This window comes from Providencia sp. PROV261 (assembly GCF_028477945.1).
Lineage (GTDB): Bacteria > Pseudomonadota > Gammaproteobacteria > Enterobacterales > Enterobacteriaceae > Providencia > Providencia stuartii.
Window position 1 is genome coordinate 11,417 of record NZ_JAMPMC010000050.1, and the last position, 14,208, is coordinate 25,624.

Below are 14,208 nucleotides of genomic sequence, written 5' to 3' on the forward strand. Positions count from 1 at the left end.
ACAGATGGCTAAACAACCAGGATTAGATTTTCAAAGTGCCAAAGGTGGTGTTGGTGAGCTGAAACGCAGACTTTTGTTTGTTATAGGTGCACTGATTGTTTTCCGTATTGGTTCTTTTATTCCAATCCCTGGTATTGATGCCACTGTGCTTGCCAAATTGCTCGAACAGCAACAAGGCACCATCATTGATATGTTTAACATGTTCTCTGGTGGTGCTCTTAGCCGAGCTTCTATCTTTGCTTTGGGTATTATGCCGTATATTTCGGCATCTATTATTATCCAATTATTGTCAGTGGTTAACCCACGACTAGCAGAGATTAAGAAAGAAGGTGAAGCAGGTCGTCGGAAGATAAGCCAATATACTCGTTGGGGTACTTTGGTGTTAGCAATATTCCAATCTGTGGGTATTGCAATGGGTCTTCCGAATATGCCAGGGATGCAAGGGCTAGTTATTGATCCGGGTCTCCCGTTCTACTTCACGGCTGTTGTTAGCTTAGTTACAGGAACCATGTTCCTTATGTGGCTAGGTGAGCAGATAACGGAAAGAGGTATTGGTAACGGTATCTCAATCATTATCTTCGCTGGTATCGTTGCGGGTCTACCGCCGGCCATTGGCCATACTATCGAGCAAGCTCGGCAAGGCGATCTGCACTTCCTCCTGTTGCTGTTGGTTGCAGTGCTCGTATTCGCGGTAACTTTCTTTGTTGTATTCATGGAGCGTGGTCAACGTAGAATCGTTGTTAACTACGCGAAACGCCAACAAGGACGCCGTGTTTATGCGGCACAAAGCACACATTTACCATTAAAAGTGAATATGGCGGGTGTAATTCCTGCAATTTTTGCTTCCAGTATCATACTGTTCCCGGGTACAATAGCATCTTGGTTCGGTGATGGAACTGGCTGGGACTGGCTGACAACTCTTTCTATGTTCTTGCAGCCTGGTCAACCGTTCTATGTGTTGCTTTATGCTTCTGCGATCATCTTCTTCTGTTTCTTCTATACGGCGTTGGTTTTCAACCCAAGAGAAACAGCAGATAACCTGAAGAAGTCCGGTGCATTTGTACCAGGAATTCGTCCGGGAGAGCAAACGGCCAAGTACATTGATAAGGTAATGACTCGCCTGACTTTAGTCGGTGCACTTTATATTACCTTCATCTGCCTAATCCCGGAGTTCATGCGTGACGCAATGAAAGTACCTTTTTACTTTGGTGGTACTTCTCTATTAATCGTAGTTGTCGTTATCATGGACTTTATGGCTCAAGTGCAAACTCTAATGATGTCAAGTCAATATGAGTCTGCATTGAAGAAAGCAAATCTAAAAGGTAAGTAATCGCTTAGTGTGATTATGGTTTGCTTTAGAAGTTACGGAGAGTAAAAATGAAAGTTCGTGCTTCCGTCAAGAAATTATGCCGTAACTGTAAAATTATCCGTCGCAATGGTAGCGTTCGTGTAATTTGCAGTGTTGAGCCAAGACATAAACAACGTCAAGGTTAAGAAAAAGCATTTTTTTCTTGCAAAGTTGGGTTGAGCTGGCTAAATTAGCCAGCCAATCTTTTTTATCGAGATACATTATTGTTTGAGTATCCTGAAAACGGGCTTTTCAGCACAATAATGTATATTTTAACTTAGGAGTGCATAGTGGCCCGTATAGCAGGCATTAACATTCCTGATCATAAACATACCGTGATCGCTTTAACATCGATTTTCGGAATCGGCAAAACTCGTTCACAGGCTATCTGTGAAGCGACTGGAATTGCTGAAAATGTTAAGATCAGTGAGCTGTCTGAAGAACAAATCGACAAGCTGCGTGACGAAGTTGCCAAGTATGTGGTAGAAGGTGACTTACGTCGTGAAATTACCCTGAGCATCAAGCGTCTGATGGACCTTGGATGTTACCGTGGTTTACGTCATCGTCGTGGTCTACCTGTGCGCGGTCAGCGTACTAAGACTAACGCTCGTACCCGTAAGGGTCCGCGTAAGCCGATCAAGAAATAAGTCGGGGTATTGAATAATGGCAAAAGCACCAATTCGTGCACGTAAGCGTGTAAGAAAGCAAGTCTCAGACGGTGTGGCTCATATCCATGCTTCTTTCAACAACACAATCGTTACTATTACTGATCGTCAGGGTAACGCATTAGGTTGGGCAACTGCCGGTGGTTCCGGTTTCCGTGGTTCTCGCAAATCCACTCCGTTTGCAGCTCAGGTTGCAGCAGAGCGTTGCGCAGAAGCCGTGAAAGAATACGGTATCAAGAACCTGGAAGTTATGGTTAAGGGACCGGGTCCGGGTCGCGAATCAACAATTCGTGCTCTGAACGCCGCAGGTTTCCGCATCACAAATATTACTGATGTGACTCCTATCCCTCATAACGGTTGTCGCCCACCGAAAAAACGTCGCGTTTAATACGTTTCGTTTTTAGGACTGTTGGAGAAAGAAAATGGCTAGATATTTGGGTCCTAAGCTCAAGCTGAGCCGTCGCGAAGGAACAGACCTCTTCCTGAAGTCTGGTGTTCGCGCGATTGACACCAAGTGTAAATTAGAACAGGCACCTGGCCAGCACGGAGCGCGTAAACCGCGTCTGTCTGACTACGGTGTTCAGTTACGTGAAAAACAAAAAGTTCGTCGTATTTACGGTGTTCTGGAACGTCAATTCCGTAACTATTATAAAGAAGCAACACGTCTGAAAGGCAACACAGGTGAAAACCTGTTGACTCTGCTGGAAGGCCGTCTTGATAACGTCGTTTACCGTATGGGCTTTGGCGCAACTCGCGCAGAAGCACGTCAAATGGTTAGCCACAAAGCTATCATGGTAAATGGTCGAGTAGTTAATATCGCTTCTTATCAGGTTTCCCCGAATGACGTTATCAGCGTTCGTGAGAAAGCGAAAAAACAGTCTCGTATTAAGGCTGCTTTAGAGCTGGCTGAACAGCGTGAGAAGCCAACTTGGCTGGAAGTTGATGCTGCTAAAATGGAAGGTGTGTTCAAACGTATTCCTGAACGTACTGACCTGTCTGCGGACATTAACGAACACCTGATCGTCGAGCTTTACTCTAAGTAAAGCTTAGCACCAAAGAGAGGACACAATGCAGGGTTCTGTGACAGAGTTTCTAAAACCGCGCCTGGTAGATATCGAGCAAGTGAGTTCGACGCACGCCAAGGTGACCCTTGAGCCTTTAGAGCGTGGCTTCGGTCATACTCTTGGTAACGCACTGCGCCGTATTCTGCTTTCGTCTATGCCGGGTTGTGCGGTGACAGAGGTTGAGATTGATGGTGTACTGCATGAGTACAGCACCAAAGAAGGTGTACAGGAAGATATCCTGGAGATTCTCCTCAACCTGAAAGGGCTGGCGGTAAAAGTTCAGGGTAAAGATGAAGTTATTTTAACCTTGAATAAATCTGGCATTGGCCCTGTGACTGCAGCCGACATCGTCCATGATGGCGATGTCGAAATCGTCAAGCCGCAGCACGTTATCTGCCACCTGACTGACGAAAGCGCATCTATTAACATGCGAATTAAAGTTCAGCGTGGTCGTGGTTATGTGCCGGCTTCTGCCCGAGTACATTCGGAAGAAGATGAGCGCCCAATCGGTCGTCTGTTAGTCGATGCTTGCTATAGCCCTGTAGAGCGTATTGCCTACAATGTTGAAGCAGCTCGTGTTGAACAACGTACTGACTTGGATAAGTTAGTTATCGAAATGGAAACAAACGGTACAATCGATCCTGAAGAGGCGATTCGCCGTGCAGCGACTATTCTGGCTGAACAACTTGAAGCTTTTGTTGACTTACGTGATGTTCGTCAGCCTGAAGTTAAAGAAGAGAAACCAGAGTTCGATCCTATCTTATTGCGCCCAGTTGACGATCTGGAATTGACTGTCCGCTCTGCTAACTGCCTTAAAGCAGAAGCTATCCACTACATCGGTGATCTGGTTCAGCGTACAGAAGTTGAGTTGCTTAAAACGCCTAACCTTGGTAAGAAATCTCTTACTGAAATTAAGGACGTCTTGGCATCTCGTGGTCTTTCTCTGGGCATGCGCTTAGAAAATTGGCCACCAGCAAGTATTGCTGATGATTAAGATCACAGGTTAAGGTTTTACTGAGAAGGATAAGGTCATGCGCCATCGTAAGAGTGGTCGTCAATTGAACCGCAACAGCAGCCACCGCCAAGCTATGTTCCGTAACATGGCAGGTTCTTTAGTTCGTCATGAAATCATCAAGACGACTCTGCCTAAAGCGAAAGAACTGCGTCGCGTCGTTGAGCCGCTGATTACTCTTGCCAAGACCGACAGCGTAGCTAATCGTCGTCTGGCATTCGCCCGTACTCGTGATAACGAGATCGTGGCAAAATTGTTTAATGAATTGGGACCTCGCTTTGCAGCTCGTGCGGGCGGTTACACTCGTATTCTTAAGTGTGGCTTCCGTACTGGTGACAATGCTCCGATGGCTTACATCGAGCTTGTTGACCGTGCTGTTGAGTCTCAAGAAGCAGCAGCAGAGTAATCTGTCTGCTATCAAAAAAACCGGGTATATTTGCCCGGTTTTTTTGTACCTGCTATTCTATCCTTTCTCTAAGCTTCATTGACTTGATTTATTCTATTTTGACCCTATTTAGAGTGGAGTTCCCATGACTATGTATAAAATTGGGCAAATTGCGCGTCTCGCCGATGTCACACCAGACACGATTCGTTTTTATGAAAAACAAGGTTTGATGGGGCATAAACTGAGGACAGAAGGTGGCTATAGGTTGTATACTGAGCAGGATTTGCAACGGCTTCGGTTTATCCGTTATGCTAAGCAACTCGGCTTCACCTTAGAAGCTATCACTGAGTTATTATCAATACGTGTTGATCCTGAGCATCATACATGCCAAGAATCGAAGCAAATTGTTGATTTACGCTTGTTTGAAGTTGAAAAAAAGATACAAGAACTTATTATTATGCGTGATTCACTGAAAATGCTCAGCTCAGCTTGTTGTGGTGAAGAGCATGCGTCGACATATTGCTCGATAATGGAAATACTTGAGAAAGGCGCATCGAAAGTTTATTAATCGAAAATTTACTTTAAATTCATTTTTAAAAGAAGGTATATCATGAGTCGATATCAACATAAACGTGGTCAAATTAAAGATAATGCGATCGAAGCATTGTTACATGATCCGCTATTTAGACAAAGAGTAGAGAAAAACAAGAAAGGGAAAGGAAGTTATAACCGTAAAGCAAAACATGGTAAAGGTAATAACTGGGAGGCCAGTGGTAATCAGTTTTTTAACTTATTACCACTGGTTTTCTAGTATTACTTTTTATTTTGTTCTTTTAATAAATCACGAATTTCTGATAATAACACTTCTTCTTTACTTGGCGCCGGTGGTGCTTCAGGCTCTGCTTCTTTTTCACGACGAACTTTGTTCATTACTTTAATTGCCATAAAAATAGCAAATGCGACGATAACAAAGTCAAATACAGTCTGTATAAACATACCATAATTAAGAACTACAGCAGGAATATCCCCTTCGGCGGCTCTTAGTACGACGCTAAATTGTTTAAAGTCAACTCCACCAATTAATAGACCCAATGGCGGCATAATGACATCGGCGACTAATGAAGAAACAATTTTACCGAATGCAGCACCAATAATGATACCGACAGCCATATCGACAACATTGCCCTTCATCGCAAATTCGCGAAACTCTTTTAAAAAACTCATTCTACCCCCTAATTGAAAACTATTTGTGACAAAATAAATATTTAGTTAACAAATTATAGTATCTACTTTAATTAAGCTGCAAATAAGATTGTCGTTTTATTTTGATAATTATAAAAAGAAGGGACTTGGTTGGAATAATTTTTCAACATCAGGAACATATTTCTTATCGGTAATGAACATAATGACATGGTCTCCTTGTTCGATTATATGATAATCACTGGCAATAATGACTTCATCTTCTCTAACTAAAGCACCAATAATGGTTCCTGGCGGGAGTTTTATATCTGAAATCTTTTTACCAACAACTTTAGAGGTATTTTCATCGCCATGAGCAATTGCTTCAATTGCTTCAGCAACACCTCGTCTTAATGAAGAAACACTGACAATATCGGCTTTCCTAACATGACTTAATAATGCTGAAATCGTCGCCTGTTGCGGTGACACTGCAATATCAATAACACCACCTTGAACTAATTCAACATAAGCAGTTCTTTGAATGAGCACCATAGCTTTTTTGGCCCCCATTTTTTTCGCTAACATGGCTGACATTATGTTTGCTTCATCATCATTTGTTAGAGCAATAAAGACGTCCATCTGTTCAATATGCTCTTCTGTAAGTAACTCTTGGTCGGAAGCATCGCCATAAAATACAATTGTGTCATGCAGCAATTCAGCGAGTTCAGTTGCTCTCTGTTGATTTCGTTCGATAAGTTTTACACTGTAATCTTTTTCTAGCCTTTTCGCTAAACCAGCACCGACATTACCCCCACCCACGATCATGAGGCGTTTGTATGGTTTTTCTAAGCGCTGCAATTCACTCATCACTGCTCGAATGTGTTGAGTTGAAGCCACGAAAAAGACTTCATCACCAGCTTCGATGATTGTTGAACCTTGAGGCCGAATCGGACGATCTTGACGAAAAATGGCAACAACTCTGGCATCAATATGTGGCATGTGCTCGCGTAAACTGGAAAGGGCATTACCCACTAATGAACCACCATAGTAGGCTTTAACCGCAACAATACTGACTTTCCCTTCAGCAAAATTGACGACTTGGAGTGCACCAGGGTATTGGATTAATTTATAGATATAATCAATAACCAATTGTTCTGGGGAAATCAGGTAATCAATAGGGATTTGTTCAGGCAAAAATAACTTGTCTGCTTCACGGATATATTCAGTCGCCCTAATACGTGCAATTTTATTTGGTGTATTAAAAAGGCTATAGGCGATTTGGCACGCGATCATATTCGTTTCATCAGAATTGGTGACGGCAACCAACATGTCTGCATCTTCTGCCCCCGCATCACGTAGTACGCGTGGATGTGACCCATGGCCGTTTACAACTCGGAGATCAAATTGATCTTGCAATTGGCGCAAGCGATCAGCGTTAGTGTCAACGACAGTAATATCATTGTTTTCATCCACTAGATTCTCAGCGAGGGTTCCGCCAACTTGTCCAGCACCTAAAATAATGATTTTCATTGAATATTCCTATCTCAGACAAGTTTTATTGGATTAGTTCTCTTGTTTGACCAAGCGCGCGTAAAAGAAGCCATCACCACCAGTTATACTAGGTAGTATCTGTAAGCCTGCTGTTGTGCCATCATTAAGAGAGGCTTCAGGGTGCTTAGCCAAGAAGTTTTTTATTTGTAAGCTATTCTCTTCAGGCATAATTGAACAGGTCGCATAGACAAGGGTACCGCCAACTTTTAGGTAAGGCCAAATTGATTCTAATATTTTAGCTTGAAGTTCGGTGAGTTCATTAATGTCAGAATCGCGCCTTAACCACTTTATATCAGGATGACGGCGGATAACGCCTGTTGCTGAGCATGGGGCATCAAGAAGAATACGATCAAACAGTTGCCCATTAGCCCACTCTTCTGGTTTTGTACCATCACCTTGAATGACCGCTGCTTGCTGTTGCAAACGTTGCAAGTTTTCTTTTACACGTTTAAGGCGGTGCTCATCAATATCAACAGCAACGACATGTGCTTTTGGTGCAAGCTCCAGTATATGAGTTGTTTTACCACCGGGTGCTGCACATAGATCAAGGATCGTTTCATGATTTTGTGGTTCAAGCAGTTCCGCACACCCTTGAGCAGAAACATCTTGCACAGTTGCCCAACCTTCTTCAAAGCCAGGAAGCCTTGTAACTGAAGTTGGCTCTGACAGTTTTATCGCGCAGGGGTGATGTGGATGCAATTCAGATGCAATCTCATTTTCTTCTAGGTATTTTTGATACTGTTCAGCAGTGTGATGTTGGGAATTAACCCTTAACCACATGGGAGGACGCTGGTTATTTGCATCAATAATCGTTTGCCACTTATCAGGGTAAGCATTTTGAAGGCGCTTTAAAAGCCAGCTCGGATGAAGGTATTGGCTACTATTATTAGTATTACGCTCTTCGAGTTGAGTTTGTTGCCGTTGGAATGATCGTAACACACCATTGATAAGCCCTTTTAATTGAGGGCGTTTTAGTGCAACTGCTCCATTGACCGTTTCCGCTAAAGCGGCATGAGGAGGAATACGTGTATAGAGGAGTTGATAAATCCCCACCATAATCAAGTAGTGCAATGTTCTCTGTTTACCTGTTAGTGGTTTCTCCATAAGCTGAGCAACAAACCATTCCAGTTTAGGTAAATAGCGTAGGACACCAAAGCAAATCTCTTGTAATAGAGACTTATCTTTTTCATTTATATTTTTTTGTAATTCAGGTAGTACCGTACTGAGAGACTGGCCACCATCAATGACTTGACCGATGGCTACCGCTGCGATGCTACGCAAGTTATATGTATTTTTCATAAGTGAAGGTGAGTCTATTCGTCACGAAATAAATTTGCCTGAATATATTATCAGGCAAATTTATTGGCTTTCTAATTAAGTTGCTGTCCAGGAGTGAACCATTCTCGGCGTGAGTTGAGGAGATCTTGCGCTCCCATGGCCTTTTTACCCGGTGGTTGTAACTGAGTGATATTGAGTTTTCCGTTACCTGTTGCAACGCATATGCCATTTTTATCAGCGCTGAGGATAGTGCCTGGTTGCTCATTATGGTTTTCGGCAATGACTTGTGCCTGCCATACCTTAATAAGCTGCTCTTGAACTGTAAAATAGCTCATTGGCCAAGGATTAAATGCCCTAATACAGCGCTCTATTTGTTCAGCGGATTGTTGCCAATCAATACGAGCTTCCTCTTTAGATAACTTTTCAGCGTAGTTTGCCAAAGAGTCATCTTGTTTTTCAGGCACACATTGCTGATTGGATATCAGTTCTAACGTATGGATCAATGCTTCTGGGCCAATCACTGCCAGTTTTTCATAAAGTGTTGCACTAGTATCTTCAGGCATAATTGGGCAACTTGCTTTATACAGCATATCCCCAGTATCTAACCCTTCATCCATTTGCATAATGGTTACGCCAGTTTCAGCATCACCAGCCCAAATTGAGCGTTGAATAGGTGCAGCACCGCGCCAGCGTGGTAGTAAAGAACCGTGTACATTCAGACAACCTAAACGCGGAATATCTAAAACGGCTTTTGGTAAAATAAACCCATAAGCAACAACAATCATCAAATCTGCGTTGTGATCTTTGATCCATTGATGATTATCTACATTTTTCAGCGTAGTAGGCTGAAAAACTGGAATTTGGTGTTCTTGTGCTAATACTTTGACAGGGCTTGGCGTCAGCTTTTTACCCCTCCCCGCGGGCTTATCTGGTGGTGTAAGAACACCGACAACCTGATGTTTAGTTTTAAGTAAAGCGGCTAAGTGCCCAGCCGCAAAATCAGGTGTACCTGCAAAGATAATTTTTAATGATTCCGACACGGTTATATTTCCCTGTATAAATCTGTCTAGTTAGCTGTTTTTGCTGCTTTAGCTCTCATTCTATCTAGTTTTTCAACCTTTTGTCGGATACGCTGGCGCTTTAATGGTGATAAGTAATCAACAAACAATTTACCAACAAGGTGATCCATTTCATGTTGAATACAGATAGCGAGTAAGCCATCGGCTTCAAGTTCAAAACTATCGCCATTATAGTCAAGGGCACGAACCTTAACATGCTCTGCTCTGGGGACAAAACCATGTTGTTCAGGAATAGAAAGACAACCTTCTTCAATACCCGTTTCACCTGATTTGTCTAATAATTCAGGGTTAATAAGAACAAGTCGTTGATCCCGCGTTTCCGAGACATCAATAACAATGATCCGCTGATGAATATCGACTTGAGTCGCAGCAAGACCGATACCTTCTTCTTCATACATCGTTTCGAACATATCATCGACGATCTGTTGAATTTCGGCATCAACTTTTTCTACTGGCTTAGCAATTGTGCGTAAGCGTTCGTCTGGGTAATGTAATACATTTAATACTGACATAAATTTTTTCGAGCAGCGTCCAAAAAAGTGAATAGGAATTAATGCCTATTCTAGACATTTATCAGTCATATTGACAGTATTGGTTACGATTTGTTCACAGATGAACCTTTACAATAAAGTCAGGAAGACGCCATGGATGTGCAAGAAATTTGGTTAAGAATGTCTCAGGTGAGCCGGCTATCACCACATAAGGCATTAAAAATTATTAATAAGCTAAGGATATTAGAACAAGTATGCTCTTCTGTTTTACAGGAGTGTGGGTTAAGTGAACTGCAGTGTTTACAGTTTCTACACGTGCCATCTGTAAAATTAGCTCAAACGCTTAAATGGCTAGAAAAGGAAGAAAATCAACTGATTACTTTTGTGATTCCTTGTACCCTTCCTTATTAAAGCATATATCTAATCCGCCACTCGTCTTGTTTGTAATAGGGCAAAGTGAGCTGATGGCGACAGCACAAATCGCAATAGTCGGTAGTCGGCAAGCGAGTGAGTATGGCCGTAAATGGGCGGATCGGTTTGCCAATAAATTTACTGACTATGGTTTTACAATTACTAGCGGGTTAGCATTTGGTATTGATGCTGCAAGTCATCGCGCGGCACTCGCAGCAAATGGGAAAACAGTTGCCGTTTTAGGGAGTGGATTAGCAAATATTTATCCTAGGCAGCATACTGCGCTGGCGGAGCAGATTAAACAAGAGGGGGTACTAATCTCTGAGTTTTTACCAAATGCGCCTCCGCTACCTAGGCAATTTCCTCGACGAAATCGAATTATTAGTGGCTTAAGTAAAGCGACAGTCGTGGTAGAGGCAGGGTTGAAAAGTGGCTCATTGATAACGGCTCGTTATGCCATTGAGCAAAATAGAGACCTTTTTACGATACCCGCACCACTTGGTAATTCAGCTTACAGTGGTAACCATTGGTTATTACAACAAGGAGCATATCTACTTGTTGAACCCGAAGATATCAAACACCATATAGAGGTTGGACTAAATTGGTTGCCAGTCGAGCCATTAGAAGAAGAAACGCTGAATGCTGAATTTAATCTGACAGAGAATAAAATATTGAGTATGGTTGAGTATCACCCTACACCTGCAGATGTGATTGCTGAGCGTGTACAACAGCCGATAACAGAAGTCATTGCCGTTTTGACGGAACTTGAGATAGACGGTGCTATCGCTTCTGTTACTGGTGGGTATATAAAATTAAGTTAGTTGGCTAAGAGAAAATCATGTCAAAGCAATTGCCTTTTGAAACAGAGAAAAATGAACATTGTCCTGAATGCGGTTCTTTGCTGGTCATTCGTAATGGTGCTCATGGGCCTTTTTTTGCTTGTTCTTCGTACCCTCAATGTCATTATCTCAAACCTATGCGTCCTTCGGCAGAAAGCCATGTAGTAAAAGTATTAGAAGGGCAAGCATGTCCACAATGCGGTCATGATTTGGTTTTGAAGCAAGGGCGATTTGGTATGTTTATTGGATGTAGTCACTACCCAGAGTGTGAGCATATTGAATTAATTGATAAGCCAGATGAAACGAAAGTTGCTTGCCCCCAGTGCCAGACAGGTCACCTATTACAACGTAAGTCTCGGTTTGGAAAAACATTTTATGCGTGTGATAGCTATCCGTCTTGCCAATTTATTCTCAATCATAAGCCTGTTTCGGGTGAATGTGAGTTTTGTCATTATCCATTACTTATGGAAAAAAGGGGTGCTCAAGGAGTAAGATTATTTTGTGCCAGTAAACGATGTGGTAAACCACAAAAAGAATAATGAGTTAAAAAGATGCAAAATAAAGCTACACCTGCAATTGAAAATATTATTGTTTCCCTGAACAAAGGGGAAGTTATCGCTTATCCCACTGAGGCCGTATTTGGATTAGGTTGTGATCCTGATAGTGAACAAGCGGTTAATAAGTTACTTGAGTTAAAACAACGTCCTTGGGAGAAAGGGCTAATTCTTATCGCAGACAATTATGAACAGCTGAAAGACTATGTGGACGATAGTCAGTTGACTGATGAACAAAAGCAAACGATGTTTGCAAGCTGGCCAGGGCCTGTGACTTGGGTTATCCCAGCCAAATCATCCACTCCGAAATGGTTAACTGGGCGTTTCGATACTTTGGCGGTAAGAGTAACAGATCATGGGTTAGTAAAAGAGCTCTGTCGCGAATACGGTAAGCCATTAGTATCTACAAGTGCGAATTTAAGCGGTCAGGAGCCATGTAGGACAACCAATGAAGTTCTAGAGCAGTTTAAGGGAAGTATCCCTGTGCTTGATGGAATGGTGGGGGGCCGTCAAAACCCATCAGAAATTCGGGATGCTAAAACAGGGCAACTTTATCGTAAAGGATAACTATTATATGGGTAAATATGCCGTTTTTGGTCATCCGATAGCGCATAGTAAATCGCCAATTATACACCAGATGTTTGCTGAACAGACGGGTATTGCGCTGGAATATGAACGTATTTTGGCACCACTAGATGGCTTTGAGCAGTCATTGTCTGCATTTTTTGCTCAGGGAGGGATGGGGGCGAATGTTACGCTACCTTTTAAGGAAAACGCATATCAAATGGTATCTGAGCTAACAGATAGAGCTCAATCGTGCGGTGCAGTAAATACCGTGATGAAACTGGATAGTCACCGGTTATTAGGTGATAACACGGATGGTGCTGGCCTTTTGCTAGATCTTCAACGGCTTAATTTTATTCATAGCAATAGCAAAGTATTAATTATTGGTGCTGGTGGTGCAACGAGGGGGGCTTTATTACCTCTCTTAGAATTTGGGTGCGAAATTACGCTAACGAATAGGACTTTTTCTAAAGCAGAAACATTAGTAAATCAATTTGTTAGCTTTGGAAAAATAAAAGCACAGCCGATCGAACAGATCAAAACAGCCTGTTTCGATCTCATCATTAATGCGACTTCATCTGGAGTGAGTGGCGAGATCCCCGCAATTGATCCCGCTGTATTTTCTGCGCGGGTGGCATGTTATGACATGTTTTATCAACATGGTTTAACACCATTTCTATCGTTCGCGAGTTCTCATCAGGTAAATCGCCTTGCCGATGGTTTAGGTATGTTAGTTGGGCAAGCCGCTTTCGCTTTTAAATTATGGCATGGAGTACTTCCAGATATAGAGCCAGTTCTTCTTGTATTACAAAAGGAACTGAAAAAGTGAATCAAGCTATTCAATTTCCAGATAGAGAAGAGTGGAATGCTGCTACAAGAAAAGTCCATTTTCCGGTATTAATTAGTGGAATGTTAGCTGAATGTGTAATATCAGACTCGTTGCTTTATCGGCGGTATGGAGAAGGGGCTGAGCCATTAGTGCTGTTCCAAAATAACCGTTGGGATATAGAAGAAGAGTTTGAGGCCTTGATAGCTCAAGGCCCTCAGGAAGATGATAGTGTTTATTCTTTACCAGAAGATAAATAATCATTCTTCCATTGAACGTAGTTATTCGCTGAATAACGTAGATGTTCTAATTCAGCTTCCGTTAGTTTACGGGCAGCTTTAGCTGGGCTACCAACATAAAGGTAGCCACTTTCCAGTTTTTTGCCTTGGGTGACGAGGCTATTTGCGCCTATAACTACGTCGCTAGCGATTATTGCTCCATCAAGAATAATAGAACCCATACCGACTAATACGCGATCCCCGATTGTGCAACCATGAAGCATCACTTTATGTCCGACGGTGACATCTTCGCCAATAATTAGAGGGTTGCCTTCTGGGTTATGTTTTGATTTGTGTGTTACGTGTAAGACGGAACCATCTTGTATATTAGTGCGAGCACCAATTTCAATGTAGTTCACATCACCACGTAATACGGATAAAGGCCAAATACTGACATCATCAGCTAAACGAACATCGCCGATCACAACAGCTGAAGGATCGATAAAAACGTTAGAGCCAGTGGTGGGATAAATATCGAGATAAGGTCTTAAGTGTTTGTTCATAAAGATGACCATAGTTGATAATTAGTGGTATTAAATAGAATAGTCGATATCTATTCATATTATGAAGAAGAGTATCCTTCAAAAAAGAGGGTATTTGTTGTTTGTTTTATAGTCACAATGCTAGAAAAAAAAACATAGTGATGATTTTATCTTCAAACAGTACTTTTTTTCAAAAAAAGGG

General features: G+C 42.2%; 19 protein-coding genes and 1 pseudogene. 14 read left to right on the top strand and 6 right to left on the bottom strand.

Annotated elements, in window-relative coordinates; all coding sequences use genetic code 11:
• Positions 1–4 precede the first annotated feature (4 nt).
• The 9 genes from secY to PR675_RS19400 all read left to right on the top strand — a co-directional run bounded on the left by secY (position 5) and on the right by PR675_RS19400 (position 5,285).
• Positions 5–1,330: a preprotein translocase subunit SecY gene (gene secY, locus PR675_RS19360; protein WP_004926428.1), complete on the top strand. Its 1,326-nt coding sequence runs from the start codon at positions 5–7 to the stop codon at positions 1,328–1,330.
• A gap of 47 nt (positions 1,331–1,377) precedes the next feature.
• Positions 1,378–1,494 (top strand): 50S ribosomal protein L36, encoded by a 117-nt coding sequence (gene rpmJ, locus PR675_RS19365; protein ID WP_004265484.1) that lies wholly within the window; start codon positions 1,378–1,380, stop codon positions 1,492–1,494.
• A gap of 144 nt (positions 1,495–1,638) precedes the next feature.
• Positions 1,639–1,995, top strand: coding sequence for a 30S ribosomal protein S13 (rpsM, locus tag PR675_RS19370; protein WP_004907144.1), 357 nt, complete (start codon positions 1,639–1,641; stop codon positions 1,993–1,995).
• Positions 1,996–2,011: 16 nt separating this feature from the next.
• On the top strand, positions 2,012–2,401 hold the full coding sequence (rpsK, locus tag PR675_RS19375; RefSeq protein ID WP_002919257.1) for a 30S ribosomal protein S11: 390 nt from the start codon (positions 2,012–2,014) through the stop codon (positions 2,399–2,401).
• Positions 2,402–2,435: 34 nt separating this feature from the next.
• Complete coding sequence (gene rpsD, locus PR675_RS19380) at positions 2,436–3,056, top strand: 30S ribosomal protein S4 (protein WP_004265487.1); 621 nt, start codon at positions 2,436–2,438, stop codon at positions 3,054–3,056.
• 25 nt (positions 3,057–3,081) lie between these two features.
• Positions 3,082–4,071 (top strand): DNA-directed RNA polymerase subunit alpha, encoded by a 990-nt coding sequence (locus tag PR675_RS19385; protein WP_004926425.1) that lies wholly within the window; start codon positions 3,082–3,084, stop codon positions 4,069–4,071.
• 37 nt (positions 4,072–4,108) lie between these two features.
• Positions 4,109–4,495, top strand: a complete 387-nt coding sequence (gene rplQ, locus PR675_RS19390; RefSeq protein WP_014657271.1) for a 50S ribosomal protein L17 — start codon at positions 4,109–4,111, stop codon at positions 4,493–4,495.
• A gap of 130 nt (positions 4,496–4,625) precedes the next feature.
• Positions 4,626–5,042, top strand: coding sequence for a Zn(2+)-responsive transcriptional regulator (gene zntR / locus PR675_RS19395; protein ID WP_014657272.1), 417 nt, complete (start codon positions 4,626–4,628; stop codon positions 5,040–5,042).
• Between the two features lie 42 nt (positions 5,043–5,084).
• Positions 5,085–5,285 (top strand): alternative ribosome-rescue factor A, encoded by a 201-nt coding sequence (locus tag PR675_RS19400; protein WP_004926423.1) that lies wholly within the window; start codon positions 5,085–5,087, stop codon positions 5,283–5,285.
• A gap of 2 nt (positions 5,286–5,287) precedes the next feature.
• Here the strand turns inward: PR675_RS19400 and mscL are convergent, their stop codons facing one another.
• The 5 genes from mscL to def form a co-directional block, all read right to left on the bottom strand.
• On the bottom strand, positions 5,288–5,698 hold the full coding sequence (mscL, locus tag PR675_RS19405; RefSeq protein ID WP_004926421.1) for a large-conductance mechanosensitive channel protein MscL: 411 nt from the start codon (positions 5,696–5,698) through the stop codon (positions 5,288–5,290).
• 108 nt (positions 5,699–5,806) lie between these two features.
• Positions 5,807–7,183 (bottom strand): Trk system potassium transporter TrkA, encoded by a 1,377-nt coding sequence (gene trkA, locus PR675_RS19410; RefSeq protein ID WP_004926419.1) that lies wholly within the window; start codon positions 7,181–7,183, stop codon positions 5,807–5,809.
• Positions 7,184–7,216: 33 nt separating this feature from the next.
• Positions 7,217–8,503, bottom strand: a complete 1,287-nt coding sequence (rsmB, locus tag PR675_RS19415) for a 16S rRNA (cytosine(967)-C(5))-methyltransferase RsmB (protein WP_053110888.1) — start codon at positions 8,501–8,503, stop codon at positions 7,217–7,219.
• Positions 8,504–8,574: 71 nt separating this feature from the next.
• Entirely contained in the window at positions 8,575–9,522 is a 948-nt protein-coding gene (fmt, locus tag PR675_RS19420; RefSeq protein WP_004926415.1) for a methionyl-tRNA formyltransferase, read from the bottom strand.
• Between the two features lie 26 nt (positions 9,523–9,548).
• Positions 9,549–10,073, bottom strand: coding sequence for a peptide deformylase (gene def, locus PR675_RS19425; protein ID WP_004926414.1), 525 nt, complete (start codon positions 10,071–10,073; stop codon positions 9,549–9,551).
• A gap of 132 nt (positions 10,074–10,205) precedes the next feature.
• On the opposite strand from def, the pseudogene dprA reads away from it, so the two are divergent.
• The 5 genes and pseudogenes from dprA (at position 10,206) to PR675_RS19450 (ending at position 13,506) form a co-directional block, all read left to right on the top strand.
• Positions 10,206–11,284 (top strand): annotated as a pseudogene (gene dprA, locus PR675_RS19430) (DNA-processing protein DprA).
• 17 nt (positions 11,285–11,301) lie between these two features.
• The gene (locus PR675_RS19435) at positions 11,302–11,841 is read left to right on the top strand and encodes a DNA topoisomerase family protein (RefSeq protein ID WP_004926410.1); all 540 of its coding nucleotides are present in this window, start codon (positions 11,302–11,304) and stop codon (positions 11,839–11,841) included.
• Between the two features lie 12 nt (positions 11,842–11,853).
• A complete protein-coding gene (gene tsaC, locus PR675_RS19440) occupies positions 11,854–12,423 on the top strand; it encodes an L-threonylcarbamoyladenylate synthase type 1 TsaC (protein WP_014657274.1) in 570 nt (189 codons plus the stop codon).
• A 7-nt stretch (positions 12,424–12,430) separates the two neighbouring features.
• Positions 12,431–13,249, top strand: coding sequence for a shikimate dehydrogenase (gene aroE, locus PR675_RS19445; RefSeq protein WP_036942600.1), 819 nt, complete (start codon positions 12,431–12,433; stop codon positions 13,247–13,249).
• Positions 13,246–13,506: a DUF1488 domain-containing protein gene (locus PR675_RS19450; RefSeq protein ID WP_004926407.1), complete on the top strand. Its 261-nt coding sequence runs from the start codon at positions 13,246–13,248 to the stop codon at positions 13,504–13,506. Before aroE ends, PR675_RS19450 begins: the two co-directional genes overlap by 4 nt.
• On the opposite strand, the gene PR675_RS19455 is transcribed toward PR675_RS19450, so the two are convergent.
• Positions 13,482–14,027: a gamma carbonic anhydrase family protein gene (locus PR675_RS19455; protein WP_014657276.1), complete on the bottom strand. Its 546-nt coding sequence runs from the start codon at positions 14,025–14,027 to the stop codon at positions 13,482–13,484. The two genes, PR675_RS19450 and PR675_RS19455, sit on opposite strands and share 25 nt — an antisense overlap.
• Between the last annotated feature and the right edge of the window lie 181 nt (positions 14,028–14,208).